This is a genomic window from Xylanimonas sp. McL0601 (assembly GCF_049852175.1).
Classification (GTDB): domain Bacteria; phylum Actinomycetota; class Actinomycetes; order Actinomycetales; family Cellulomonadaceae; genus Xylanimonas.
The window spans coordinates 1209056-1232670 of sequence record NZ_CP187527.1 but is presented as its reverse complement, the minus strand read 5'-3'; the positions used below and the strand labels follow the sequence as shown (position 1 = coordinate 1232670).

Here is a 23615-nt window from a genome sequence, read left to right as displayed (position 1 = left end):
AGAGACTCGATGCCCACCCCGGAGCGCACCACGACCGACGAGGTCGTCGCCGCCGCCCGCGGCCTCGTCGAGGGCGGCGGCCCGGACGCCCTGACGATGCAGGCGGTCGCGGCGCAGGTCGGCGTCCGCGCCCCCTCGCTCTACAAGCGCGTCCGGAGCCGCGAGCACCTGCTCGGGCTGGTCGTCGAGCGCGAGACCCGCGAGCTCGCCCGCGTGCTCGACGACGCCGCCCATAGTGAGCCGGCCGACCCGGCCCGCCGCCTCGTCGCGCTCGCCACCGCGCTGCGTGCGCACGCGCACGCGCACCCCCGCCTCTTCGGCCTGCTCGTCTCGCCCCTGCCCACGGCAGCCGCGCCGCCCCGGGACGCGCTCGAGGCGGCCAGCGACGCCGTCCTGCGCACCTGCGCCGAGCTGGTCGGACCCGAGCACGCGCTCGACGCCGCGCGCACGGTCACCGCGTGGGCGTACGGCTTCCTCACCATGGAGCTGTCGGGCGCGTTCCAGCTGGGGGGCGATCCCGGCGACGCGTTCGACTTCGGCGCCCAGGCCGTCGCGCGGTCGATCGCTACGCTGGCGGGATGACCGACGAGACCACCGGGTACGCGGACTTCGAGTTCGAGCGCCGATTCCTCGTGCGCGAGCTGCCGGCGACGCTCCGCGACACCCCCGCCCTGATCGTCCAGAGCTACTTCCTGTCCGACGGCGGGTACGCGCTCCGCGTGCGCTGCCAGGCGTCGGGGGTCGAGGCCCGGCTCGGGGCGTCGTCAGACGCGCGGGAGGTGCTCGCGCGGTACCAGGGCGAGGTCGACTTCGCGGCCGTCACCGTCAAAGGTCCCAGCGTCGGCGGCACGCGGTACGAGGCCGAGCGCGAGATCGACCCGAGCATGGGCGTCGAGCTGGTGCGGCGCGGTGGCGCGCAGATCCTCAAGACGCGGTACGCGGCGTGGCTCGGGGCAGACGGCTGGGTCATCGACGTGTTCGGCGGGTCGAACTGCCCGCTGATCATCGCGGAGTGCGAGCGCTCCGGGCCGGTCACCGGGCTGCAGATCCCCGACTTCTGCGTCACCGAGCTCACGGACGACCGCCGGTTCTCCAACGAGTCGCTCGCGGTCGACCCGTTCAGCGGCTGGGCCGCGCCGTTCGCGCGCGAGCTGGCCGAGGTGGGGCCGCGGTTCCGGCAGGACTTCGGGCCGAACGGGCGACTCACCGTCTAGTGCCAGGTCGAGACTTCCTCGACCCCGGGCCGGAACTCGAAGTGCCACGGCTCGTAGTTGCCGGCGCCGCCGCGGCGCGCCCACGGCGGGTTCTCCCACCCGTACGCGGCGCCGTTCTCGACGAGCCACTTGTACGCGGCCGAGTTCCCGGTCACCGCTGACGACAGGTCGATCGCCAGGCCGAAGCCGTGCATCGAGGTGCCGGGCCGCGCGGCCAGGTAGCCACGGGACTCCTTGACCGAGTACTGCCGGCTCAGCGAGCGGTAGCTGTCGACGAGCCCGATGTCGGTGCCGAACTCCGCCTTGAAGGCCTCGTTGAGCGCCGTCAGCGCCACGGCTGCCCGCGGCTGCAGGCGGAACCCCGCCGCGAACGGCAGGTCGCACAGCTCGGCGTCGGTCAGGTGTCCGTTCGTGCTGGTGACGACGGTGTCGGCGGCGCACCCGGGCAGCGGGTCGCGGTCCTCCGACCGCGAGACCGGTGCGGCAGCGCGGACCACGACCGGCGCGGCGGCGATGCCCGGGGCGGTCGCCGGGGCGGCGGCCTGGTTGCGGACGACGTCGAGGGTCGAGGGACCGACCGGGGCGAGGTCGAGGTCGAACGGCGAGCTGCCGCCGCCACCGCCGATCGAGCCGAGCGGGGCCAGCGGGGCCGCGATCGTGGCCGCCGCCAGGGCGCCGAGGACGGCGACGCGGGGCAGCCAGGCGCTGCGCGTGCGCGGGGCCGGCTCGGGTCGACCGGAGCGTTCGGCGCGCGAGCGCAGATCGGCGGGCAGCTCCGGCTCCGGCCGCGGCGCGGGCACCGGCGCGGCACCGAACAACGACGTGGGAGCCGGGACAAGCACAGGAGCGGGCGTGGAGACCGCCGCGGGTGCGGAGACCGGTGCCGGTGCGGAGACCGATGCCGGTGCGGAGACCGGTGCGCGCGCAGGCACGGGGCGAGAGACCGGCGCCGGTGCCGCGGCGAGCCGCGAGAACAGCTCGGGCACCGCAGGGGCCGGGACGCTGTCTCCGAGCACGGGCGGCTGGGACACCCCCGAGGGCGGGACCACCAGGTTCCCGAGCGCCGGGCTGATCGGAGCCGGACCGTGGAACCTGATGCCGCCGACCACGACCGTGTCGCCCGAGCGGCCGCTCGCGCGGAGCGCGGCCTCGCGCTCGCGCTCCTCGGCCTCACGGCGCTCGCGGCGGGTCATCAGGACCTGGGGGGACCCTGACGTGGCGCTCACTGGCTCCACGTTGCCTCCCGCTGTTGTCCTGGTCACGGCCGTGGAAAACGATCACCATGCCGTTCGTCACGGAACCATAACGGCATCACCCGCTGCCGCCAAGCCCCCGGGTGAAGCCGGCGTCTGGAAAGCGCGTGCCCCCCGGCGTGTCGCGCCCGCTGTGACCGACCTCACGATGCGGGGCTCAGGCCCGCCGGAGCCGCCGCTGCATGGCGTCGCGGACCTCGCCGACGAGCTCCTCGAGGATGTCCTCGAGGAACACCACGCCGATCACCCCGTCGACCCCTTCGACGCGAGCGAGGTGCGCACCCGTGCGCTGCATCGCCCGCAACGCGTCCTCGACCTCGTCCTGCGGCAGCACGGTTGCCAGAGCCCGCACCCGGAACGCCGGCACGGGCACCCGGCGGTCCCCGTCGGTCGCGTACAGCACGTCCTTGAGGTGCAGGTACCCGACCACGGCGCCCGGGCGCTGCGGGTCCGTGACCGGGAAGCGCGAGAAGCCCGTGCGCGCGACGAGGTGCTCGACGTCGTCGGGCGTGACGCCGTCGGACACCGTGACCAGGTGCTCCACGGGGACCATGACGTCCCCGGCGGTGCGCGCGGAGAACTCGATCGCGGAGCCGAGCAGGCCCTGCGCGTCGAGGAGGCGGCCCTCGGCCTGCGAGTGCACGACGATCGACTGGACCTGCTGGGCCGTGAATGCCGAGGCGACCTCGTCCTTGGGCTCGACGCCCGCGAGCCGCACGGCGTGGTTGGCCAGCCAGTTCAGCGCCCCGATCACCGGGCGCACCGCCCGCGCGATCATCACCAGCGGCGGGCCGAACCACATGACCGCGGCCTCGGGGCCGGCGACGGCGAGGTTCTTCGGCACCATCTCGCCCAGCACCACGTGCAGGTAGACGACGATCGAGAGCGCCACGAAGAACGAGATGGGGTGCACCAGCGACTCAGGGATGCCGAGGGCGTGGAACGGGCCCTCGAGGAGCGCGGCCACGGCGGGCTCGGCGACGATGCCCAGGCCGGTGGAGCACACGGTCACGCCGAGCTGCGCGGCCGCGAGCATGAGCGAGACGTGCTCGATGGCCCAGAGCACCGTCTGGGCGCGGCGGTCGCCAGCCGCGGCGCGGGGCTCGATCGCCGCGCGGCGCGAGGAGATGATGGCGAACTCGGCGCCGACGAAGAACGCGTTGCCGGCGAGCAGCAGCACGCCGATGACGATCGCGAGCGGGGTGCTCATCGCTTGTCCCCCTCGAGGCCGCGCACGCGCACCCGCTCGGCCCGCCGGCCGGTCATCGACTCGACGCTCAGCAGCACCGCACGGCCGCGCTCGCGCACCTCGACGACGTCGCCCACCGCGGGCAGGCGGCCGAGCCGGGCCATGACCAGGCCGCCGAGCGTCTCGTAGGCCGGGCCCTCGGGCACCACCAGGCCGGTGGTCTCCTCGAGCTCGTCGGGGCGCATGACGCCGGGCACCACCCAGGAGCCGTCCGCGGCCCGGACGGCCCCGGCGCGCCGCGGGTCGTGCTCGTCGGCGACGTCGCCCACCAGCTCCTCGACGACGTCCTCGAGCGTCACGATCCCGGAGGTGCCGCCGTACTCGTCGACGACGACGGCCATCTGCAGGCCGAACGAGCGCAGCTCCACGAGCAGCGGCCCGAGCCGCACCGTCTCGGGGACGCGCGGCGCCTCGACCATGAGCGCGGCGGCGGGCACCTCGGCCCTCCGCTCGAACGGCACGCCCACGGCGCGGCGCAGGTGCACGATCCCGACGACGTCGTCGCGGTCCTCGCCGATGACCGGGAAGCGGGAGTGCCCGGTGCGGCGGGCCAGCGCGATGACCTCGAGCGCGGTGTCCTCACGCTCGACGACGGCCATGCGCAGGCGGTCGGTCATGACGTCGCGGGCCGACAGCTCGTCGAGCTCGATCGAGTTGGTGAGCAGGGTGGCGACGGACTGCTCGAGGGTGCCCTCCTCGGCGGACCGCTTGACCAGGGAGAGCAGCTCGGGGGCCGAGCGCGCGCCCGACAGCTCCTCGCGCGGCTCGACGCCGACGCGGCGCAGCAGCCCGTTGGCAGACTTGTTGAGCGCGAGGATCAGCGGCTTGGCGGTCTTCGTGAACCCTCGCACGAGCGGGACCACCCACAGCGCGGTCCGGTACGGGGCGGCCAGCGCGAAGTTCTTGGGGATCAGCTCGCCGACGAGCATCGAGAAGAAGTTGACGACGACGAGGCCGAAGATCGCGGCGAGCGCTCCAGCCAGCCGCGGTGGTACCGAGGTGGCGCCCAGGCCCACGGAGAACAGGGCCAGCAGGGCGGGCTGCGCGGTGTACCCGAGCAGGATCGTGGTGACGGTGACGCCCACCTGGGCGGAGCTCAGCTCGATCGACAGGTGCTTGAGCCCGGTACGCACCGAGCGGTGTCGCCAGCCCTGCTCCTCGCCGAGGATCGCCGGGTCGAGCGTGACGAGAGCGAACTCCCCCGCGACGAAGACCGCGGTTCCCGCGGTGAGCACGACGCCGAGGGCGACCATGAGCCACTCATCCGTCATCGGGCACTCCGGTCGGAGCGACGGGCAAGGGCGCTGGGATGTCGAGGCTCGTCCATCGGCACCGATCGTATCGGCCCATGGCGGCCAAGTGTCAGGCTCGTGCCCACCCTGTATGCCAACCTGATGCCATGACACCGGAGGTCACCCCCCAGACGGCCACCATCCTGGTGGTCGAGGACGAGCCCGCGATCGCCACTGCCGTCGCCCAGCGACTCACCGCCGAAGGCTGGCGGGTCGAGGTCGCCCGTGACGGCTTGTCGGCGGTCGACGCCGCCGTGCGGCTGCGGCCCGACGCCGTCGTCCTGGACGTCATGCTCCCGGGCATCGACGGCCTCGAGGTGACGCGCCGCATCCAGGCCGAGCAGCCCGTCCCGATCCTGATGCTCACCGCGCGCGACGACGAGACCGACATGCTCGTGGGCCTCGGCGTCGGCGCCGACGACTACATGACCAAGCCGTTCTCGATGCGCGAGCTCGTCGCACGCGTCAAGGCGCTGCTTCGGCGCGTGGAGCGCGCGCAGCAGGCCGCGGTGACGATGCCGGCGGAGCCCCCGCTCGTCATGGGCGACGTGACGATCGACAAGGCGCAGCGCCGCGTGCACCGCGGGGGCGACGAGGTCCACCTCACGCCCACGGAGTTCGAGCTGCTCGTCATGCTCGCGTCCTCCCCGAAGACGGTGCTGACGCGCGAGCGCCTGCTCGCCGAGGTGTGGGACTGGGCGGACGCGTCCGGAACACGCACGGTCGACTCGCACATCAAGGCGCTGCGCCGCAAGCTCGGGCCGGACCTGATCCGCACGGTGCACGGGGTCGGGTACGCCTTCGAGCCGCCCGCCTCCTGAGGCGCTGTGATGGCCCTCCGCCCGCTCGACCCGCTCCGGTCGCTCAAGATCAAGCTGGGCGTGCTCGTCGTCGCCGCGGTGACGTTCGCGGCGGCGCTGACCTGGCTGGGCCTGCGCGTGCAGCTCGGGCCGAGCCGCACGTTCCCGCTCGTCATCGTGCTGTCCCTGGTGCTGACGCAGGTGCTCGCGCGCGGCATGACGTCGCCGCTCCGTGAGATGACGGTGGCGGTCGAGGCGATGGCGGCCGGCGACTACGACCAGCGGGTCACCGCGACGAGCCGCGACGAGGTGGGAACGCTCGCGGCCGCGTTCAACCAGATGGCCGAGGACCTCGCCTCGGTGGACCGCACCCGCCGCGACCTCATCGCGAACGTCTCGCACGAGCTGCGCACCCCGGTCGCCGCGCTCCAGGCCCAGCTCGAGAACATGGTCGACGGTGTCACCCAGCCGACGCCGGCCGCGCTCGAGCTCTCGCTCGCGCAGACCGAGCGGCTCACGCGCCTCGTCACCTATCTGCTCGACCTGTCGCGCGTCGAGGCGGGCGCGTCCGCGCTCTCCATCACGACGATCGCCGTCGGCGACTTCCTCGAGGAGTGCGCCCAGGCGCACAGCATGGTCGAGGCGTCGAAGAACCTGCGCTACGTCGTCGACGTCACGCCGGACGACCTGGTGCTCGAGGCGGACGCCGAGCGGCTGCGGCAGATCGTCGTCAACCTGCTGCAGAACGCGATCCGGCACTCGCCGTCGAGCGGGGAGATCCGCCTGGACGGTTACCCCGAGGGCGGCGACGTCGTCATCGAGGTGTCCGACGAGGGCCCGGGCATCGCGCCGCAGGACCGCGAGCGCGTCTTCGAGCGGTTCGCGCGCGGAGGTGCGACGGCGAGCGGCGGCACGGGGATCGGGCTCGCGATCGTGCGCTGGGCGGTGGACCTGCACGGCGGGCACGTCACCGTCGAGGACTCCCCGACCGGCGAGGGCGCCACGATGCGGCTGGTGCTACCGGCCAAGGCGCACCCCGCGCCCGGGGTGACGACGACGGTGGCCGACTCCTAGAGCGTGCCGGTGAGACGCAGTCGCGTGAGATGTGTCACACGGGTCATGGCCTGCCGAGCCCCGACGGGGTACCGGTTGCCGATGGTTGACGCTTCACCGGTCTCCCCGGAACCGGGCTTGCCCGACCTTTTGCCTCCCGCCGACCAGCAGGCGCGCAGGCGGCGGGGCACCCGGGGAGGGCCCAGCGGTAAGGCATAGGCTGGAGAGCGTCCGAGGGTGTGCCACGAATCACCCCCGGTCACGACCCAACACCCCTCTGCAACACGTGAAGGCGGGCGAGACGCGCGTGGTGTCCCCGAAGGCTGAGTCAACGTCGATCAGCGAGAGCGCCGGTGCCGAGTTCGGAGCCAATGCCGGGCTCGTGGACGAGCTGTACGAGCAGTACCTGAAGGACCGGAACGCGGTGGACCCCGCGTGGTGGGACTTCTTCGAGGGCTATACCCCGGAAAGGAACGACGGCGACGGCGCCGCCACTTCGGCGCCGGCCAAGGCGCCTGCGCCGGCCACCGAGACTCCGGCTCCGGCGGCCCAGGCTCCTGCCGCGGCTCCTGTGGCCCCGGCTCCGACGGCCGCGGCTCCTTTGGCCCCGGCTCCTGCCCCGGCTCCCGCAGCCGCCCCGCCGCGAGGCGCCTTCGAGCCGCTGCCGGCCGAGCGTCCGGTCGCCACCGCGCAGCCGACCACAGCGCCCTACGCGGAGGCCGCCGTCGTCAAGGCGAAGCCGCAGGCCCCGGCGGCGGACGAGGTCGCCAAGCTGCGCGGCCCGGCCGCGCGCGTCGTGACCAACATGGAGTCCTCGCTCGAAGTCCCGACGGCGACATCGGTGCGCGCCGTGCCCGCCAAGCTCATGGTGGACAACCGCATCGTCATCAACAACCACCTGGTGCGCACGCGCGGCGGCAAGATCTCGTTCACGCACCTCATCGGCTTCGCGCTGGTCGAGGCGCTCGCCGACATGCCCGTGATGAACGCGCACTACACGCTCGTCGACGGCAAGCCCGGCATCGTGCACCCGGCGGGCGTCGGGTTCGGCCTCGCGATCGACCTGGCCAAGGAGGACGGCTCGCGCCAGCTCCTCGTGCCGTCGATCAAGGACGCCGGCGCGCTCGACTTCTTTGCGTTCGTCGGCGCGTACGAGGACCTGGTGCGCAAGGCCCGCAACGGCCGTCTCACGGTCGAGGACTTCCAGGGCACGACGATCTCGCTGACCAACCCGGGCGGCATCGGCACGGTGCACTCGGTGCCGCGGCTCATGCAGGGCCAGGGCACGATCGTCGGCGTCGGCGCCATGGACTACCCCGCGGAGTTCGCAGGCGCGTCGCTCGAGCAGCTGTCGAAGATGGGCGTCTCGAAGGTCATGACGCTGACCTCGACCTACGACCACCGCATCATCCAGGGTGCGCAGTCGGGCGAGTTCCTCAAGATCATCTCCGACAAGCTGCTGGGCCTCGACGGCTTCTACGACCGCGTCTTCACGTCGCTGCGCGTGCCGTACGAGCCGATCCGCTGGGTCCGCGACAACACCCACGATGCCGACGACGAGGCCGCGAAGCCGGCCCGCATCGCCGAGCTCATCCACGCGTACCGCTCGCGCGGCCACCTCATGGCGGACACCGACCCGCTCGCCTACCGCCAGCGCAAGCACCCCGACCTGGACGTGCAGAACCACGGCCTCACGCTCTGGGACCTGGACCGCACGTTCGCGACCGCCGGGTTCGGCGGCAAGCCCAAGGCGACGCTGCGCGAGACCCTCGGCCTGCTGCGCGACTCCTACTGCCGCACCATCGGCGCCGAGTACATGCACATCGCCGACCGCGCCCAGCGCAAGTGGATCCAGGACCGGCTCGAGACGGGCTACGCCAGGACGCCGCGCGAGGACCAGCAGCGCGTCCTGCGCCGCCTGAACTCGGCCGAGGCGTTCGAGACGTTCCTGCAGACGAAGTTCGTGGGCCAGAAGCGCTTCTCGCTGGAGGGCGGCGAGTCGCTCATCCCGCTGCTCGACGCGATCCTGTCCAAGGCCGCCGAGAACGGCCTCGACGAGGTCGGTATCGGCATGTCGCACCGCGGCCGCCTCAACGTGCTCGCCAACATCGCCGGCAAGAGCTACGGCCAGATCTTCAAGGAGTTCGAGGGCCAGCTCGACCCGCGGTCCGTCCAGGGCTCGGGCGACGTGAAGTACCACCTCGGGACCGAGGGCGTCTTCACCGCCGAGTCGGGGGCGACGACGAAGGTGCACCTCGCGGCGAACCCGTCGCACCTGGAGGCCGTGGACCCGGTGCTGGAGGGCATCGTCCGCGCCAAGCAGGACCGCATCGACCTGGGCGGCGACGGATTCTCCGTGCTGCCGATCCTCGTGCACGGCGACGCCGCGTTCGCGGGCCAGGGCGTGGTGCCCGAAGTGCTCAACCTGGCGCAGCTGCGCGGGTACCGCACGGGCGGCACCATCCACGTCATCGTCAACAACCAGGTCGGCTTCACCACCGGCCCGTCGAGCTCGCGCTCGACGACGTACTCGACGGACATCGCCAAGGGCTTCCAGGTGCCGGTGTTCCACGTGAACGGCGACGACCCGGAGGCTGTGGTGCGGGTCGCCGAGCTGGCCTTCGCCTACCGCGAGCAGTTCGACCGCGACGTCGTGATCGACATGATCTGCTACCGCCGTCGTGGCCACAACGAGGGCGACGACCCGTCGATGACGCAGCCGCTCATGTACAACCTCATCGAGAAGAAGCGCTCGGTGCGCCGCCTGTACACCGAGAACCTCGTGGCCCGCGGCGACATCACGGTCGAGGAGGCCGAGCTGGCGCTGCAGGACTACCAGCTCCAGCTCGAGCGGGTGTTCACCGAGACCAAGCAGGGCGTGGGGGCACACCCCACGGCCGAGCACGTCGGCGGCCTCGAGCGCCCCGAGTCGCAGCGTGAGGATGCCGGCACGATGGTCGGCTGGCAGACGGCGGTGTCGCACTCGGTCGTCGAGCGCATCGGCGAGGCCCACGTGTCCCCGCCCGAGGGCTTCACGGTGCACCCGAAGCTCGTCAAGCTGCTCGAGACGCGTCAGCTCATGTCCAAGGACGGTGGCATCGACTGGGGCTTCGGCGAGATCCTCGCGTTCGGCTCGCTGCTCATGGAGGGCACCCCGGTGCGCCTCGCGGGCCAGGACTCGCGCCGTGGCACCTTCACGCAGCGCCACGCCGTCTTCCACGACCGCACCAACGGCGCCGAGTGGACGCCGCTGAACTACCTCACCAGGGACCAGGCGAAGTTCTGGGTCTACGACTCCTCGCTCTCGGAGTTCGCGGCCCTCGGCTTCGAGTACGGGTACTCGGTCGAGCGCCCCGACGCGCTGGTCCTGTGGGAGGCGCAGTTCGGCGACTTCGTCAACGGCGCCCAGACGATCATCGACGAGTTCGTGTCGTCGGCCGAGCAGAAGTGGGGCCAGTCGTCGTCGCTGGTCATGCTGCTGCCGCACGGCTACGAGGGCCAGGGCCCGGACCACTCGTCCGCGCGCATCGAGCGGTTCCTCCAGCTCGCGGCCGAGGACAACATGGTGATCGCGCACCCGTCGACGCCGGCGTCGTACTTCCACCTCATGCGGCGGCAGGCATACCAGCGCCCGCGCAAGCCGCTCGTCGTGTTCACGCCCAAGCAGCTGCTGCGCCTCAAGGCGGCTGCGTCGGGCGTCGAGGAGTTCACCTCGGGCACGTTCCGGCCGGTCATCGCTGACGACGCGACGCCGCCCGCCGGCGTCACCCGCGTCGTCCTGTGCTCGGGCCGCGTCTACTACGACCTGCTCGCCGAGCGCAAGCAGCGCGGCGACACGACGACGGCGCTGATCCGCCTCGAGCAGCTGTACCCGCTGCCGGACGCCGAGATCCTCGCGGAGCTGGCCAAGTACCCGACCGACGACGTCGTGTGGGTCCAGGACGAGCCGAAGAACCAGGGCGCCTGGTCGTACCTGCACCTGGCGCTGCCGTCCGAGCTGCGCAAGACGGTCAACGTGGTGTCGCGCCCGGCGTCGGCCGCGACTGCGGCTGGCACGCACAAGCTGCACGCGCAGCAGGAGCAGGCCCTGATCGCGGAGGCCTTCGACCGCTGACGCATCGGCGTCGCGCTGGGGTGGGGAAGCGAGAGCGCGAGGTAGAGAGGTCAGCCCTCTCTCCTCGCGCTCTCGCTTCTTCAGCTCGGCGTCACATGCTCGCCGTCACCAGCGGTCGTGGACCTGGTCGCGGAAGTGGCGGTCGTAGATTTCCTTGACCCCCGACGCGAAGAGCGGGCCCAACGCCGGGACCGCGCCGGCGGCCGCGTTCGTGCGCGCCTGCGCGGGGTTGCGCGCGCCCGGGATGACGGTCGAGACGCCCGGCTGCTGCCACACCCAGGCGAGCGCCGCCTGGGCGGGGGTCAGGTCACCCGGCAGCGCGGCCGCGAGCGTCGAGAACTCCGCCGCCGCGGTCACGCCCGTCTCGTAGTCGACGCCGGAGAACGTCTCGCCGACGTCGAACGCCTCTCCGTGGCGGTTGTACGTGCGGTGGTCGTTCTCCGCGAACGTCGTGTCCTTGGTGTACCGGCCGGACAGCAGGCCCGAGGCCAGCGGGACACGCGCGATGATCCCGACGCCGGCCGCGGAGGCCGCGGGCAGCACCTTCTCGAGCGGCTTGAGCCGGAACGCGTTGAGGATGATCTGGACGCTCGCGATGCCCGGGTGCTTGATCGCCTCGAGCGCCTCGTCGGCCGTCTCGACGCTCACGCCGTAGCTCGCGACCGCGCCCTCGGCGACGAGCGTGTCGAGCGCGTCGTACACCTCGGGCGTCGAGTAGACGGGGGTCGGCGGGCAGTGCAGCTGCACCAGGTCCAGCGTGTCGACCCCGAGGTTGCGGCGGGAGCGGTCCGTCCACTCACGGAAGTTCGCGAGGACGTAGTTCTCCGGGACCTGGTCCACGCGGCGGCCCATCTTCGTGGCCACGGTGATGCCGGCGTCCGGGTGGTCTTTCACGAACGTCCCGATCGCCTGCTCGGAGCGCCCGTCGCCGTACACGTCCGCTGTGTCGTACAACGTCACGCCGGCCTCGAGCGCGGCCTCGAGCACGGCGCGCGAGTCCTCGTCACTGACCTCGCCCCAGTCCGCGCCGAGCTGCCAGGTTCCCAGGCCGACGACCGAGACCAGCCGGCCCGTGCGGCCGAGTACCTGTCGTTCCATCGTTCTCCCCCTTGGTTCAGTGGTCACACAGTACGACGCAGCCCGTTCGCGCGGCGGCTACGGTGTGCACGTGACCACCAGCGACATCACCACGGCGCCCGCGGCGTCCGGCACCCAGCACGTCATCACCCACGGAGGGCACCGCGCTGTCGTCGTCGAGGTCGGCGCGATGGTGCGCGAGTACACGGTCGGCGGGCGCGAGGTGTTCGTCCCCTTCGCCGAGGACGAGGTGGCGCCGGTGTTCAACGGTGCCGTGCTCCTCCCCTGGCCGAACCGCCTGCGCGACGCCTCGTACACCGTCGACGGCACCACGTACGAGCTCGCGCAGAGCGAGCCGGACCGCCGCAACGCGCTGCACGGTCTCGCCTGCTGGACACGATGGTCGCTCGTCGAGGCCACGGAGAGCTCCGTGACGCTCGAGCTCGCCCTCCCGGCCCAGAAGGGCTGGCCCTTCCAGCTCGTCTCGCAGGCACGCTACGGCCTGTCCGACGCCGGCCTCGAGGTCACCGTGACCACCCGCAACGTCGGCGCGGGCACCGCGCCGTACGGCGTCGGTTTCCACCCGTGGCTGTCGGCCGGCGGCGCCTCGCTCGACGAGTGCACCGTCCAGCTCGACGCCACGACGCACGTCACGGTCGACGAGCGCCTGCTGCCCACGGGCACCGAGCCCGTCGCCGGCCCGTACGACCTCGTCACCGAGCGCTCGCTCGCGGGCCTCGACCTCGACGACGCCTGGCTCGACGTCACGCGCGACGCCGAGGGCTTGTCCTGGTGCCGCCTCGGCTGCCCTGACGGCCGCACTCCCGCGGTCTGGATGGACGAGTCGATGGACACGTGGCAGGTCTGCTCGGCGAACCACATCCCGCAGTTCCTGCGCGGGGGCCTCGCGGCCGAGCCCATGAGCTGCGTCGCCGACGCGTTCAACACGGGCGACCGCCTGGTGCACCTGGCGCCGGGCGACGTGCACACCGTGCGCTGGGGCGCCACGCTGCTCTGACATCCCCGCGGGGGGTGGCCCCGCGGGCGAGAATGGCCGCGCAGCGGGACGAGATCGGAAGGCGTGGTGAGGCGGTGACCGCTCGAGAGGTGCGCATCTGCGTGGTCGGCGACGAGCTGAGCGTGGGCGTCGGTGACGCCCGGGCGCTCGGCTGGGTCGGTCGCGTCATGGCACGTTCGCACTTCGACCGGCCCGCGATGCACTTCACGCTCGCGGTGCCGGGCGAGACGACGTCGGGGCTCGGCGCGCGCTGGGAGGCCGAGACCGCCACGAGGTTCGGCTTCGAGGCCGAGAACCGGCTGGTCGTCGCGCTCGGCCGGCACGACGTCGCCGCGGGCCTGTCGATCGCGCGCTCGCGGCTCAACCTCGCCAACATCCTCGACGTGGCCGCGGCCGGGAGCGCCCCGACGTTCGTCGTCGGGCCGCCGCCCGGCCGCCCCGAGGACGGGCCGCGGATCGCCGAGCTGTCCGCGGCGTTCGCCGACGTCGCGTCGCGGCGCCGCGTGCCGTACGTCGACACGTACACGCCCCTGGCGCACCACGAGCAGTGGCTCGCCGACCTCGCCCAGAACGGGTCGCTCTACCCGGGGCAGGCCGGCTACGGGCTCATGGCGTGGCTCGTGCTGCACACGGGCTGGCACGCGTGGCTGGGCCTCCCGAGCGCCGAGGAATAAGGCCGGCGACGAGCACGGCGGAGCGATCCCTCAGCGCCGCCGCTCGTACACCCCGCGCACGTACTGCGCCTGCGCGAGGTGCGCCGTGCAGTCGCCGACGACGCTCACGAGCCGGACGCCCAGCGTCACCGCCGGGTCCCAGCGCGTGTCGACGACGCGGTCGAGGTCGGCGTCGGTGAGGGTCTCGACGTACCCGATCGTCGCCGCGTGCACGGCGTCGAAGTAGCCGCGCAGCAGCGGGGCCCGGACGCCGACCTGGGCGACGTCGTCGGCCGAGTGCCCGTACCCGGTGTCCCGGGCCGGCAGCGGCAGTCCGAACCGTTCGGCCCACCCGTCGTCGGTCCAGACCTGCTCGGTGCCGGCGACGTCGGCGACGTGGTCGTCCTGCACCCGGGTGAGGTGCCAGACGAGCCAGGCGATCGTGTTGGCCCCGGGGTCGACGCGAAAGGTGAGGAAGCCGTCGTCGGCGTCGTGGGCGCCCGCGACGACCCGGTGGACGCCGCGCGGCAGCCGGCCGAACGCGTCGAGGAGCACGGAGGCGGAGTTCATGCCTCCCAGCCTCGCACCGTCGCGCGGATCGCCGCCCGGGCGCCGTCGAGCACCGTGCGCGCCGTCTCGACCGTGAGCTGCCCGACGGAGCCGGCGAGGTCGGCCTGCCGCAGGTCGGCGAGGACGTCTGCGCGGAAGCGCTGCACGAGCGCCTCGACCTCGCGGCGCGCGGCGTACGACTGGGCGCGGCGCGGGTCGGGCGGCACGTCGGGCGCGGGGCGGACGCGCACCTCCTGCGCGGCGGCGGCGAGCTCGGCGCGCAGGCCCTGCATCGTCGAGCGCACGTCGGCGCGCAGCTCGTCGGCGCGCGCACGCACCGTCTCGGCCACCGAGTGCTCGAGCCGGCGCAGGTCGTCGCGGCGTGCGTCGAGCAGGGCCAGGCCGGCGTCGGTGAGGACGTACGGGGACTTGCGACCCTCGTCGGCGCGGCGCACCAGGCCCTCCGCCTCGAGGCGGGCCAGCCGCGGGTACACCGTGCCGGCGCTGGGCCGGTACGTGCCACCGAACCGGTCGGCGAGCTCGGTCATGAGCTCGTACCCGTGGCGTGGCCCGTCCTCGAGGAGCGCCAGGAGGTACAGGCGCAGCTCGCCGTGCGCGAAGACCGGGGGCATCAGGCCGCCCCTTCGGCCTGCCGTCCGATGACCGTGACGTCGCCGGACACGGCGTTGGCCGTGAGGATCGTGGCCGCCGGGCGTGCCGGGCGCAGCACCTTGGAGCCGAACCCGTTGGCCTCGATTCCGCCCACGACGAGCCGGCCGCTGACGCCCGACAGCCGCGCGTCGACGACCGAAACGTCGGGGAGCCGCACGAGCACCGCGCCCGACACCGACGAGCAGCGCACCTGCCGCGGCTGGTCGTACAGGTCGAGCGTCACGGACCCCGAGACGGTGTTGGTGTCGACGGCCGGCACCCATCCCGTCACGGTCACCCCGCCGGAGACGCTGTTGGTCCCGACGTCGCCGCGGTGGTCGCGGACCGTGACCTCGCCGGAGACGGTGGTCACGTCGAGCGAGCCCTCGGCGTCGGTGACCAGCACCGAGCCCGAGACGGTGCTCGCCTGTCCCGTACCGCGCGTGCCGGCCAGGAGGGTCTCGCCCCGCACGGTGCCCACCTTGATGGGGACGTCCCGCGGGACGGCCACATACACGTCGGCGCGCGCGCGGCCCGTGAAGTCGCGGAAGTTCTCGAAGAAGGCCTTCCACCCGCTGAGGGTCTCGTGCCCGACGACGAGGCGTCCGTCGTCGTCGAGGCGCACCTCGACGGCGCGGCCGTCGACGGCGTGGACCTCCACGCGCGTGACGGGCTCGTCGTGCGCGACGACGTCGGCGCGTCCGTCGACGATGTGCACCGCGAGGGCGGTGACGCCGTCGAGCTCGATGGTCTGCGGACCGGTGACGGTCCAGCGTTCTGCTGCCATGGCAACTGCCTCCTCGGCGTCTTGAACGCGATATATCGCGTCTCTCCGAACACGATATATCGCGTTTCGCGACCTGCCAACCCCGTGTGGGACCATAGATCGACATCCGTCCACCACAGTGGGAGCAATCATGAGCAAGCGCGGTCGGAAGCGTCGCACCCGCAAGGGCAGCGCCGCGAACCACGGCAAGCGTCCCAACGCCTGAGCGCAGGCAGCAGACGCGCGAGAGGCCGCGGACCCTTCGGGGGGTCCGCGGCCTCTCGTTCTGTCTGGGGGTGCTGCCTGTCTGGGGGTGCTGCGGTCAGTCCGCCGCCGTCATCACGGTGAGCTGCGTGTGGATGCGCGCGCGCAGTGACTCGGGGGCGCGCTCGGCGCACGACCGTCGCACGAGCTTCTTGACCAGCTCCTCGGCGCTGAGCTCCGCCAGGCACGGCGAGCAGTGCGCGAGGTGGTCGCGCATGCGCTGCTCGTCGTCGGGCGTCATCTCCGAGTCGAGGAACTCGCTGAGGTGCACGAGCGCGTGCTCGCACTCGGACTCGCCCTCGACGTCGTGCGGGATGGGCTCGTTCACTTCGTACCTCCGTGCGCCTGTGCCGGGACGAGGCCACGCTCCACCGCGTAGTCGGCGAGCAGCTCGCGGAGCTGCTTGCGGCCGCGGTGCAACCGGGACATCACCGTCCCGATCGGTGTGCCCATGATCTCGGCGATCTCCTTGTAGGGGAATCCCTCGACGTCCGCGTAGTACACGACCATGCGGCGGTCCTCGGGCAGCGTCGCGAGCGCCCGCTTGACGTCGGAGTCCGGCAGGCGGTCCAGCGCCTCGGCCTCGGCCGAGCGCAGTCCCTGGGACGTGTGCGACGCCGCGCGGGCGATCTGCCAGTCCTCGACCTCCTCGGCCTGCGACTGCTGCGGCTCGCGCTGCTTCTTGCGATAGCTGTTGATGAAGGTGTTCGTCAGGATCCGGTACAGCCACGCCTTGAGGTTCGTGCCGGGCCTGTACTGGTGGAACGCGGCGAACGCCTTCGCGAAGGTCTCCTGCACCAGGTCCTCCGCGTCCGCGGGGTTGCGCGTCATGCGCAGCGCGGCCGAGTACAGCTGGTCCAGGTGCGCGAGCGCGTCGCGCTCGAAGCGCGCGGCACGGGCGGCCGCGTCCTCGTTCTCGGGCGCGCGCTCGGTGGTGGTCTCGTCGTCGGTCAGGTCGTCGCTCATCGCGCCCGAGCCTAGACCCTGGCGGATGACCACGGGCGGCCAAGCACGCTGTGCGTCCTTGGCCTTGGAGACGCCGTCGATCTGTGCCGGGAGCGCGAAGAGCGGCACCGGCGCGATGGCGGCGGGAGACGTGGGGCACGGGGCTGTGTACGACATCGCTCAGGGAACGCCTCAGCACGCCGGATGCATTCCCACCGCTCCGACCTGCAGGCTCACCGCCCCTCTGCGATGGTGGAGGCATGCTGCTGCGACGCATCGCCCGCCCCCTGCTGGCCGCCCCCTTCGTGTATGACGGCGTGCAGGCCGCGCTGCATCCTGCGGAGCACGTCGCTGCCGCACGCGGGCTCGCAGACAAGGTCACCGACCGCCTGGGTGTCAAGCGCCTCACGGACGCGAACCTGAGCCTTGCCGTGCGAGTGCACGGCGGCTACACCGCGGTGCTCGGCGTCGCGCTCGGCGCCGGCTTCCTCCCGCGGCTCGCCTCGCTCGAGCTGGCCTCCATCACGGCGCCCCTCGCCGTCGTGCACCAGCCGTTCACCGCCAAGGGGCCTGATCGGGCGGAGCGGATGCAGAAGTTCGTCCGCACGATCGGGTACGTCGGCGCGGCGCTCCTCGCCGGCTTCGACACCGAGGGCAGACCCGGGATCTCCTGGCGCGTGCGCAACGCCCGGCGGCAGAGGGCGAAGGCGCAGGCCCAGTAGCCTGGGCCCATGACGTCGCCCGCGCCCTCGCCCGCCGGTCCCGTGTGGGACGCGCCCGCCGCCACCGGCCCGCTCGACGCGAGCGTCGAGATCCCCGGGTCCAAGTCGCTGACCAACCGGCTCCTGGTGCTCGCCGCGCTCGCCGAGGGGCCGGGCACGCTACGCGGCGCGCTGCGGAGCCGCGACGCCGACCTCATGATCGCGTCGCTGCGCTCGCTCGGCGTCGAGATCACCGAGGGGGACTCCCCCTCTACGCTGCACGTGACCCCGGGGCGCCTCACCGGTGACGTCGACGTCCACACGGGCCTCGCCGGCACCGTCATGCGGTTCCTCCCGCCGGTCGCCGCGCTCGCCGACGGCCCCGTCCGGTTCGACGGCGACCCGCAGGCGCGCGTGCGCCCCATGCGGCCCGTGCTCGCGGCCCTGCACGCGCTCGGCGTCAAGGTGCAGGGGCACGAGGGCGAGGCGTTCCCGTCCACGCTGCCCTTCACCGTCGTCGGGCGCGGTGGGCTGCGTGGCGGCTCGGTCGACGTCGACGCGTCCGGGTCGAGCCAGTTCGTCTCGGGCCTGCTGCTCGCGGCCGCGCGGTTCGAGCAGGGCCTGTCCCTGCGCCACGTCGGCATCACGCTGCCGAGCGTGCCGCACATCCAGATGACGGTGGCGACGCTGCGCGACGCGGGCGTCCAGGTCGACGACTCGCGCGACGGCATCTGGGTGGTCACGCCCGGCCCGATCGCGGCGCGCGACGTGCGCGTCGAGCCCGACCTGTCGAACGCGGCTCCCTTCCTCGCGGCGGCGCTCGTGGCCGGCGGGCGCGTGTCCGTGCCCGGATGGCCGACGTCGACGACGCAGCCGGGCGCCCTGGTGCCCGGGCTGCTCGACCGCATGGGCGGGTCCTCCTTGCTGTCTGCCGACGGCGTGCTCACCGTGACCGGCGACGGCACGATCCGCGGCATCGACGTCGACCTGCGCGCCGCCGGCGAGCTGACCCCGACGATCGCGGCCCTCGCGGCCCTGGCCGACTCCCCGAGCCGGCTGCGCGGCATCGCGCACCTGCGCGGGCACGAGACCGACCGGCTGGCTGCGCTCGCCACGGAGATCACGCGCCTCGGCGGCCAGGCCGAGGAGACGCGCGACGGGCTCGTCATCACGCCGCGGCCGCTGCACGGCGCGCTCTTCCGCACGTACGCCGACCACCGCATGGCGACGTCGGGCGCGCTCATCGGCCTGCGGGTGCCGGGCGTGCAGGTCGAGGATGTCGAGACCACCGCCAAGACCCTGCCCGGGTTCGCGGGCATGTGGCAGGCGATCCTCTGATGGCGGGTCGGGGCGGGCGCGACGAGCTCGAGGCCTACGGGCGCCCGTCCAAGCGCGGCAGCCGGCCCCGCACCAAGCAGCGGCCCGAGCACGCGGACGCCGTCGTCGGGTTCGTGACCGGCGTCGACCGCGGGCGGTACACGCTGCTCCTCGGCGAGGGCGAGCCCTCGGAGCGGGCCGTCCTGGCGATGAAGGCGCGCGAGCTCGCGCGCACGCGCGTGGTCGTCGGCGACCGCGTCGACGTCGTCGGCGACACGTCCGGTGGCAGGGACACGCTCGCGCGCGTCGTGCGGATCAACGAGCGGACGTCCGTGCTGCGGCGCACGGCCGACGACACCGACCCCTACGAGCGCATCGTCGTCGCCAACGCCGACCAGCTCGTCATCGTCACCGCGCTGGCCCAGCCCGAGCCGCGCACCGGCATGATCGACCGTGCCGTCGTCGCGGCGTACGACGCCGGGATGGACGTGCTGCTGTGCCTCACCAAGGCGGACCTCGCCCCGGCCGACGAGCTGCGCGGGCTCTACGAGCCGCTCGGCGTCGAGGTGGTGGTCGTCTCGACGCTCTCCGAGCCCGAGTCCGTCGAGTCCGTGCGCGACCGGCTGCGCGGGCGCGTCTCGGTGCTGCTCGGGCACTCGGGCGTCGGCAAGTCGACGCTGGTCAACGCCCTCGTGCCGGGGGCCCGCCGGGCGACGGGCCACGTCAACGACGTCACGGGGCGCGGCCGGCACACGTCGACGTCGGCGGTTGCGCTGCGCCTGCCCGGCCACCAGGGCTGGGTCGTGGACACGCCCGGCGTCCGGTCGCTCGGGCTCGCGCACGTCGAGGTCGAGCACGTGTTAGCCGCTTTCGAGGACCTCGACAAGGCCGCGGCGGAGTGCCCCCGTGGCTGCACGCACCTCGACAACGCCCCCGACTGCGCGCTCGACGAGTGGCTCGACGCCGCTCCTGACGCCGACGCCCGGGCGACACGCGAGGTCCGCCTGGCGAGCTTTCGCCGCTTGCTGACGTCGCGCACCGCTAGCGTGTGAGCGTGACCCCTGCTCGCACGTACGAGGACGACCTGCGACTGGCGCACGTCATCGCCGACCAGGTCGACGCCCTGACCATGGACCGGTTCCGCGCGCTCGACCTGCGCGTGGAGACGAAGCCGGACAACACCCCCGTCTCCGACGCCGACCGCGCCGCGGAGGAGTTCATCCGCGCGCAGCTCAAGCGGGCGCGCACGCGCGACGCCATCGTCGGGGAGGAGTACGGCTCGGCGGGCAACGGTGCCCGGCGCTGGATCATCGACCCGATCGACGGCACCAAGAACTTCGTGCGCGGCGTGCCCGTCTGGGCCACGCTCATCGCCCTGGCCGACGGCGAGGAGGTCGTCATGGGCCTCGTCTCGGCGCCGGCGCTCGGGCGGCGCTGGTGGGCGGCCAAGGGCTCGGGCGCCTGGACGGGGCGCTCGCTCTCGTCGGCGACGCGCATGGCCGTCTCGGGCGTGCGGAAGCTCGAGGACGCGTCGTTCTCCTACGCCTCGCTCGGCGGGTGGGAGGAGCGCGGCAAGCTCGACGGCTTCCTCGACCTCACCCGCCGCTGCTACCGCACGCGTGGCTACGGCGACTTCTGGTCGTACATGCTGGTGGCCGAGGGCGCCGCGGACATCGCCGCCGAGCCGGAGCTCGCGGTGTACGACATGGCCGCCCTCGTGCCGATCGTGACCGAGGCCGGCGGCCGGTTCACGTCCCTGGACGGGTCCCCGGGCCCGTGGGGCGGCAACGCCGTGGCCACGAACTCGCTGCTCCACGACGAGGTCCTGGTCTACCTCGGCTGACCTTGGCGCCCGGGGTCGGGGCAAGGCCTCACGCGCGCGGGATCGCGGCGATCTCCTCCGGCGCGTACCAGAGCAGGTCGCGGTCCGTCACGCGCTGGATCGCGTCGTCGAGCGCCGCGTCCGCGTCCGGGGCCTCGCTCGCCGCCGCGTCCAGGACGTCGATGATGTCGAGCGACGCGTCCGGCTCGTCCACGTGCACCGCGACGACCTGCGTGCCCGGGAGGTCGTCCGTCACGCACACCTGGGACGCCGCGGTGCCGGCGTCGCGCGGCGTCTGGACGACGTCGTCAGGCACCTCGACCGTGACCACGACCCGCAGCCGGACGCCGTCGGGCGCCTCGGCGACCCGCAGCAGCGAGTCGTGCGCGGCGGCGAGGAACGCGTACCACTCGAGGCCCTCCTCGTCCTCCCCCGGCAGCGAGACGGCGAGTGCCACCGTCACCGCGTAGGCCGGCCGGCCCGGGACGGTCCAGGTGGCGGTGGTGGCGGTGACGGCGGCGGAGTCCAGCTCGTCGAGCGTGGCGGGCACGTAGAGGCGCATGCCCCGATTCTGCCGGAGCCTCGCCGCTCAGGCGGCCGCGGCGCTGGCTGCTGCGGCGCTGGCTGCTGTGACCCGCTGCTCGATCTCGGCGTTCATCTCGGTCAGGCGCTCGTCGCTCAGGTCGTAGCGGCTGATGATGAACATCGCGAGCACGAGCAGGGCGGCATGAGCCACACCGCGACGAACATCGTGGCGGCGGCCGCGGCGGAGAGGCCGAGCACCTCGGTGTAGAAGGAGAGCAGGTACGTCGGGCCCCTTGGTGGGAAAGGCGACACCCTTGCTCAGCCGACGCGCTCCCGGAGCCGGCCCGCCAGGCCGACGAGCGCGGTCCGCGCCGGCGAGGTCGGCGCGTGCTCGGCAAGGCTTCGCCCCGCCAGCGTCGCGCCGTCGAGCGCCGCCGCGTCGTCGGGAACGACGACGACGTCGTCGAGGCCGGCGTAGCGGGCCATCGCCTCGCGCACGGCAGCCTCGGGCCGCGGCCCGACGGCGGACGCCCGCGCCCTGGTGACGACGACCGCGGCCGGCGCGGGCACCGGCACGGGCGCCTCGCGGAGCTCCTCGAGCGCACGGACGAGCCGCTGGATGCCGACCGGGTCGGCCGCGCCGACGACGACGACGTCGTTGGCCGCGGCGAGCGCGGTGAGGGTCGCGGCGTTGCGCTGCGGCGCGTGCGTGTCGTACATCAGCAGCTCGTCCGCCTCGATCGGCGCGGCCGTGTCGACGACGGTCCACGCGGCGAGCCCGCGGGCCCGGTCGAGGACGACCTCGAGGCCCGAGGCCGGGACCTCCGGCCAGCGCGCCGCACGCGTGATGCCGGTGAGCACGCGCAGGCCCGGCGCGACGACCGGGCTCTGCCGGGCCAGTGCGGCGACGTCGAGCGCGCCCTGGCCGGCGGCGCGGCAGGCGGCGGCGAGCCCCGGCGCGTCGTCGAGCAGGCCCAGGCGCATGGCGAGGGACGAGCCGTAGGTGTCGGCGTCGACGAGCAGCACCGACCCGGGCGCCTCAGGCGCGTCCACGTGGCGACCCCTGCGCGTGCGGCGGCCGGGGCGGCCCGCGAGCCCGGCCAGCTCGGCGGCGAGCTCGAGCGCGACCGTGGTGCGCCCTGGGGCGCCGACCGGGCCCCAGACGGCGACGAGGCGGCCGGGCCTCTCGAGCTCGGGCGCTCCGCGATCAGGGTCTCCGGACGCATCGGAGGCGTGCTCGGCGGCATGCCCGCCCGCCGCTTCGCGCACCGCTTCGACCAGACCCGCCGCGCCCGGCGTGGCGGCCCAGTCGAGCACGGCGTCGACGCCCAGCGCCCGGAGGCGGTCGGAGCCGTGGCCGTCGTCGAGCGCGACGACGCGGACGCCGGCCCCGTGCAGCCGCGCGACGGTCTCGCGGTCGATGCCGGGCAGGTCCCCGGACACGACCGCCACGGTGCCCGCTCCGGCGGCCGCGGCGGCGAGCAGCTCCACGACGTCACCGCAGCGGCGGGTCACGGTGGCGCCCGACCCGGGCGCGCCGAGCGCGAGCACGACCTCCGTCTCGGCGGCGCCCCGCACGGCCGCGAGGACGGTGACGGGCATCGCCATCAGGAGGCTCCCCCGGCCAGGGGGACGACGTCGACCGTGCCGTCGTCGCCGAGCGCCGCGAGGAGGTCGGGCAGATCCGCGGTAGGCACCAGGACGTGCAGCGTGGTCGCCGAGCCGACGACCAGGCCGGTCCCGGCGTCGTCGACCTGCTCGACCACGACGCCCTCGACGACCGCGCGCGGCGCCGGCGCCTCGCGGTCACGGCCGCCGGGCGCGGCGTCCGGCACGAACCACACGTCGACCACGCTGCCCTTGCGCACGCGTGCCGAGAGCGCGCCGTCCACGGGCACCGCGACCGAGCGCAGGTCGAGCCCGGCGGCGTCGCCGAGCGCGGACCGGGCGACGAGCTCGCCCTCGTCGACCACGCGCGTCGCGACGAGGCCCTCCGGGAGCGGCTGGTCGGCGGGCAGGTAGAGGTCGGCGCCGTCGCCCAGGCGCACCTCGACGGCGCGCACCGCGTCGGGGGTCACACGGTCGCCCGGCGTCAGCGGGCCCGCGGCGGCCCAGACGGGGACCGTGCGCGACGCCGTGGACACCGCCCACGAACCGAGCGAGACCGCGAGCGCCACGAGCACGACGCCCGTCACGAGGCGGGGGTCGCGCCACGACGGGCGCCGCAGGCGCTGCGCCACGGGAGCAGGGAGGGTCTCGGTGCTCATGGATGTTCCTTCGTGCTGGTGGTGGTGCGTCGAGGGGTGTCGGGGACCATCATCCGTGGGCCAACGGGGTGATTCGCCGGGATCT

At 73.5% G+C, this 23615-nt stretch carries 25 protein-coding genes; 12 read left to right on the top strand and 13 right to left on the bottom strand.

Annotation, left to right across the window (positions count from 1 at the left end; translation table 11 throughout):
- The first annotated feature begins 9 nt into the window (after positions 1–9).
- Positions 10–582 carry a TetR/AcrR family transcriptional regulator gene (locus ACO4JP_RS05565; RefSeq protein WP_425956390.1) on the top strand — a complete coding sequence of 191 codons (573 nt, stop codon included), beginning with the start codon at positions 10–12 and terminating at the stop codon, positions 580–582.
- Positions 579–1214 carry a hypothetical protein gene (locus ACO4JP_RS05560; protein ID WP_425956389.1) on the top strand — a complete coding sequence of 212 codons (636 nt, stop codon included), beginning with the start codon at positions 579–581 and terminating at the stop codon, positions 1212–1214. The genes ACO4JP_RS05565 and ACO4JP_RS05560 overlap by 4 nt, the downstream gene beginning before the upstream one ends.
- Here the strand turns inward: ACO4JP_RS05560 and ACO4JP_RS05555 are convergent.
- The 3 genes from ACO4JP_RS05555 to ACO4JP_RS05545 all read right to left on the bottom strand — a co-directional run bounded on the left by ACO4JP_RS05555 (position 1211) and on the right by ACO4JP_RS05545 (position 4987).
- Complete coding sequence (locus ACO4JP_RS05555; protein WP_425956388.1) at positions 1211–2440, bottom strand: D-alanyl-D-alanine carboxypeptidase family protein; 1230 nt, start codon at positions 2438–2440, stop codon at positions 1211–1213. The two genes, ACO4JP_RS05560 and ACO4JP_RS05555, sit on opposite strands and share 4 nt — an antisense overlap.
- Positions 2441–2624: 184 nt before the next feature.
- A complete protein-coding gene (locus ACO4JP_RS05550) occupies positions 2625–3677 on the bottom strand; it encodes a hemolysin family protein (RefSeq protein ID WP_425956387.1) in 1053 nt (350 codons plus the stop codon).
- Positions 3674–4987: a hemolysin family protein gene (locus tag ACO4JP_RS05545; RefSeq protein WP_425956386.1), complete on the bottom strand. Its 1314-nt coding sequence runs from the start codon at positions 4985–4987 to the stop codon at positions 3674–3676. The genes ACO4JP_RS05550 and ACO4JP_RS05545 overlap by 4 nt, the downstream gene beginning before the upstream one ends.
- A gap of 128 nt (positions 4988–5115) precedes the next feature.
- Between ACO4JP_RS05545 and ACO4JP_RS05540 the strand changes: the two genes are divergently transcribed.
- From ACO4JP_RS05540 to ACO4JP_RS05530, 3 genes are all read left to right on the top strand, one after another.
- Positions 5116–5829 carry a response regulator transcription factor gene (locus tag ACO4JP_RS05540; protein WP_425956385.1) on the top strand — a complete coding sequence of 238 codons (714 nt, stop codon included), beginning with the start codon at positions 5116–5118 and terminating at the stop codon, positions 5827–5829.
- Positions 5830–5838: 9 nt separating this feature from the next.
- On the top strand, positions 5839–6882 hold the full coding sequence (locus tag ACO4JP_RS05535) for a sensor histidine kinase (protein WP_425956384.1): 1044 nt from the start codon (positions 5839–5841) through the stop codon (positions 6880–6882).
- A 286-nt stretch (positions 6883–7168) separates the two neighbouring features.
- Complete coding sequence (locus tag ACO4JP_RS05530) at positions 7169–10975, top strand: multifunctional oxoglutarate decarboxylase/oxoglutarate dehydrogenase thiamine pyrophosphate-binding subunit/dihydrolipoyllysine-residue succinyltransferase subunit (protein ID WP_425956383.1); 3807 nt, start codon at positions 7169–7171, stop codon at positions 10973–10975.
- A gap of 105 nt (positions 10976–11080) precedes the next feature.
- Here the strand turns inward: ACO4JP_RS05530 and ACO4JP_RS05525 are convergent, their stop codons facing one another.
- A complete protein-coding gene (locus ACO4JP_RS05525) occupies positions 11081–12073 on the bottom strand; it encodes an aldo/keto reductase (RefSeq protein WP_425956382.1) in 993 nt (330 codons plus the stop codon).
- A 70-nt stretch (positions 12074–12143) separates the two neighbouring features.
- Between ACO4JP_RS05525 and ACO4JP_RS05520 the strand changes: the two genes are divergently transcribed.
- The gene (locus ACO4JP_RS05520; RefSeq protein ID WP_425956381.1) at positions 12144–13070 is read left to right on the top strand and encodes an aldose 1-epimerase family protein; all 927 of its coding nucleotides are present in this window, start codon (positions 12144–12146) and stop codon (positions 13068–13070) included.
- A gap of 32 nt (positions 13071–13102) precedes the next feature.
- Positions 13103–13744, top strand: a complete 642-nt coding sequence (locus ACO4JP_RS05515) for a GDSL-type esterase/lipase family protein (protein ID WP_425956380.1) — start codon at positions 13103–13105, stop codon at positions 13742–13744.
- 30 nt (positions 13745–13774) lie between these two features.
- Here ACO4JP_RS05515 and ACO4JP_RS05510 read toward each other — a convergent pair whose 3' ends face one another.
- Genes ACO4JP_RS05510 through ACO4JP_RS05500 form a run of 3 tightly spaced genes read right to left on the bottom strand, consistent with a single transcriptional unit; the run spans position 13775 to position 15710 of the window.
- The gene (locus ACO4JP_RS05510) at positions 13775–14293 is read right to left on the bottom strand and encodes a mycothiol transferase (RefSeq protein ID WP_425956379.1); all 519 of its coding nucleotides are present in this window, start codon (positions 14291–14293) and stop codon (positions 13775–13777) included.
- Positions 14290–14904, bottom strand: coding sequence for a PadR family transcriptional regulator (locus ACO4JP_RS05505; RefSeq protein WP_425956378.1), 615 nt, complete (start codon positions 14902–14904; stop codon positions 14290–14292). Before ACO4JP_RS05505 ends, ACO4JP_RS05510 begins: the two co-directional genes overlap by 4 nt.
- The gene (locus tag ACO4JP_RS05500) at positions 14904–15710 is read right to left on the bottom strand and encodes a DUF4097 family beta strand repeat-containing protein (protein WP_425956377.1); all 807 of its coding nucleotides are present in this window, start codon (positions 15708–15710) and stop codon (positions 14904–14906) included. Before ACO4JP_RS05500 ends, ACO4JP_RS05505 begins: the two co-directional genes overlap by 1 nt.
- Before the next feature lie 130 nt (positions 15711–15840).
- Here ACO4JP_RS05500 and ACO4JP_RS05495 point away from each other — a divergent pair, with 130 nt between their 5' ends.
- The gene (locus ACO4JP_RS05495) at positions 15841–15915 is read left to right on the top strand and encodes a 50S ribosomal protein bL37 (RefSeq protein WP_425957059.1); all 75 of its coding nucleotides are present in this window, start codon (positions 15841–15843) and stop codon (positions 15913–15915) included.
- A 96-nt stretch (positions 15916–16011) separates the two neighbouring features.
- Here ACO4JP_RS05495 and rsrA read toward each other — a convergent pair whose 3' ends face one another.
- Both rsrA and ACO4JP_RS05485 read right to left on the bottom strand, forming a co-directional pair.
- Positions 16012–16281, bottom strand: a complete 270-nt coding sequence (gene rsrA, locus ACO4JP_RS05490) for a mycothiol system anti-sigma-R factor (protein WP_425956376.1) — start codon at positions 16279–16281, stop codon at positions 16012–16014.
- The gene (locus tag ACO4JP_RS05485) at positions 16278–17075 is read right to left on the bottom strand and encodes a sigma-70 family RNA polymerase sigma factor (protein WP_425956375.1); all 798 of its coding nucleotides are present in this window, start codon (positions 17073–17075) and stop codon (positions 16278–16280) included. The genes rsrA and ACO4JP_RS05485 overlap by 4 nt, the downstream gene beginning before the upstream one ends.
- 83 nt (positions 17076–17158) lie before the next feature.
- On the opposite strand from ACO4JP_RS05485, the gene ACO4JP_RS05480 reads away from it, so the two are divergent.
- The 4 genes from ACO4JP_RS05480 to hisN are packed head-to-tail and all read left to right on the top strand — an operon-like array spanning position 17159 to position 20759.
- On the top strand, positions 17159–17620 hold the full coding sequence (locus tag ACO4JP_RS05480) for a DoxX family membrane protein (protein ID WP_425956374.1): 462 nt from the start codon (positions 17159–17161) through the stop codon (positions 17618–17620).
- Positions 17621–17629: 9 nt separating this feature from the next.
- A complete protein-coding gene (aroA, locus tag ACO4JP_RS05475) occupies positions 17630–18937 on the top strand; it encodes a 3-phosphoshikimate 1-carboxyvinyltransferase (protein WP_425956373.1) in 1308 nt (435 codons plus the stop codon).
- Positions 18937–19968 (top strand): ribosome small subunit-dependent GTPase A, encoded by a 1032-nt coding sequence (rsgA, locus tag ACO4JP_RS05470; protein ID WP_425956372.1) that lies wholly within the window; start codon positions 18937–18939, stop codon positions 19966–19968. Before aroA ends, rsgA begins: the two co-directional genes overlap by 1 nt.
- Positions 19969–19970: 2 nt before the next feature.
- The gene (hisN, locus tag ACO4JP_RS05465) at positions 19971–20759 is read left to right on the top strand and encodes a histidinol-phosphatase (protein ID WP_425956371.1); all 789 of its coding nucleotides are present in this window, start codon (positions 19971–19973) and stop codon (positions 20757–20759) included.
- 28 nt (positions 20760–20787) lie between these two features.
- On the opposite strand, the gene ACO4JP_RS05460 is transcribed toward hisN, so the two are convergent.
- From ACO4JP_RS05460 to ACO4JP_RS05445, 4 genes are all read right to left on the bottom strand, one after another.
- Positions 20788–21300 (bottom strand): DUF6912 family protein, encoded by a 513-nt coding sequence (locus ACO4JP_RS05460; RefSeq protein WP_425956370.1) that lies wholly within the window; start codon positions 21298–21300, stop codon positions 20788–20790.
- 27 nt (positions 21301–21327) lie between these two features.
- Complete coding sequence (locus tag ACO4JP_RS05455) at positions 21328–21474, bottom strand: hypothetical protein (RefSeq protein WP_425956369.1); 147 nt, start codon at positions 21472–21474, stop codon at positions 21328–21330.
- A 107-nt stretch (positions 21475–21581) separates the two neighbouring features.
- Positions 21582–22871, bottom strand: a complete 1290-nt coding sequence (locus tag ACO4JP_RS05450; RefSeq protein WP_425956368.1) for an AAA family ATPase — start codon at positions 22869–22871, stop codon at positions 21582–21584.
- A complete protein-coding gene (locus ACO4JP_RS05445) occupies positions 22871–23530 on the bottom strand; it encodes a hypothetical protein (RefSeq protein ID WP_425956367.1) in 660 nt (219 codons plus the stop codon). The genes ACO4JP_RS05450 and ACO4JP_RS05445 overlap by 1 nt, the downstream gene beginning before the upstream one ends.
- Positions 23531–23615: the final 85 nt, after the last annotated feature.

Excerpts from the sequence above, each read along its gene's own strand:
- ACO4JP_RS05565 (WP_425956390.1), top strand. The coding sequence starts at position 10 with ATGCCCACCCCGGAGCGCACCACGACCGACGAGGTCGTCGCCGCCGCC.
- ACO4JP_RS05560 (WP_425956389.1), top strand. The coding sequence starts at position 579 with ATGACCGACGAGACCACCGGGTACGCGGACTTCGAGTTCGAGCGCCGA.
- ACO4JP_RS05550 (WP_425956387.1), bottom strand. The coding sequence starts at position 3,677 with ATGAGCACCCCGCTCGCGATCGTCATCGGCGTGCTGCTGCTCGCCGGC.
- ACO4JP_RS05545 (WP_425956386.1), bottom strand. The coding sequence starts at position 4,987 with ATGACGGATGAGTGGCTCATGGTCGCCCTCGGCGTCGTGCTCACCGCG.
- ACO4JP_RS05540 (WP_425956385.1), top strand. The coding sequence starts at position 5,116 with ATGACACCGGAGGTCACCCCCCAGACGGCCACCATCCTGGTGGTCGAG.
- ACO4JP_RS05535 (WP_425956384.1), top strand. The coding sequence starts at position 5,839 with ATGGCCCTCCGCCCGCTCGACCCGCTCCGGTCGCTCAAGATCAAGCTG.
- ACO4JP_RS05525 (WP_425956382.1), bottom strand. The coding sequence starts at position 12,073 with ATGGAACGACAGGTACTCGGCCGCACGGGCCGGCTGGTCTCGGTCGTC.
- ACO4JP_RS05515 (WP_425956380.1), top strand. The coding sequence starts at position 13,103 with ATGGCCGCGCAGCGGGACGAGATCGGAAGGCGTGGTGAGGCGGTGACC.
- ACO4JP_RS05510 (WP_425956379.1), bottom strand. The coding sequence starts at position 14,293 with ATGAACTCCGCCTCCGTGCTCCTCGACGCGTTCGGCCGGCTGCCGCGC.
- ACO4JP_RS05505 (WP_425956378.1), bottom strand. The coding sequence starts at position 14,904 with ATGCCCCCGGTCTTCGCGCACGGCGAGCTGCGCCTGTACCTCCTGGCG.
- ACO4JP_RS05500 (WP_425956377.1), bottom strand. The coding sequence starts at position 15,710 with ATGGCAGCAGAACGCTGGACCGTCACCGGTCCGCAGACCATCGAGCTC.
- ACO4JP_RS05485 (WP_425956375.1), bottom strand. The coding sequence starts at position 17,075 with ATGTCGTACACAGCCCCGTGCCCCACGTCTCCCGCCGCCATCGCGCCG.
- ACO4JP_RS05480 (WP_425956374.1), top strand. The coding sequence starts at position 17,159 with ATGCTGCTGCGACGCATCGCCCGCCCCCTGCTGGCCGCCCCCTTCGTG.
- aroA (WP_425956373.1), top strand. The coding sequence starts at position 17,630 with ATGACGTCGCCCGCGCCCTCGCCCGCCGGTCCCGTGTGGGACGCGCCC.
- rsgA (WP_425956372.1), top strand. The coding sequence starts at position 18,937 with ATGGCGGGTCGGGGCGGGCGCGACGAGCTCGAGGCCTACGGGCGCCCG.
- ACO4JP_RS05460 (WP_425956370.1), bottom strand. The coding sequence starts at position 21,300 with ATGCGCCTCTACGTGCCCGCCACGCTCGACGAGCTGGACTCCGCCGCC.
- ACO4JP_RS05450 (WP_425956368.1), bottom strand. The coding sequence starts at position 22,871 with ATGGCGATGCCCGTCACCGTCCTCGCGGCCGTGCGGGGCGCCGCCGAG.
- ACO4JP_RS05445 (WP_425956367.1), bottom strand. The coding sequence starts at position 23,530 with ATGAGCACCGAGACCCTCCCTGCTCCCGTGGCGCAGCGCCTGCGGCGC.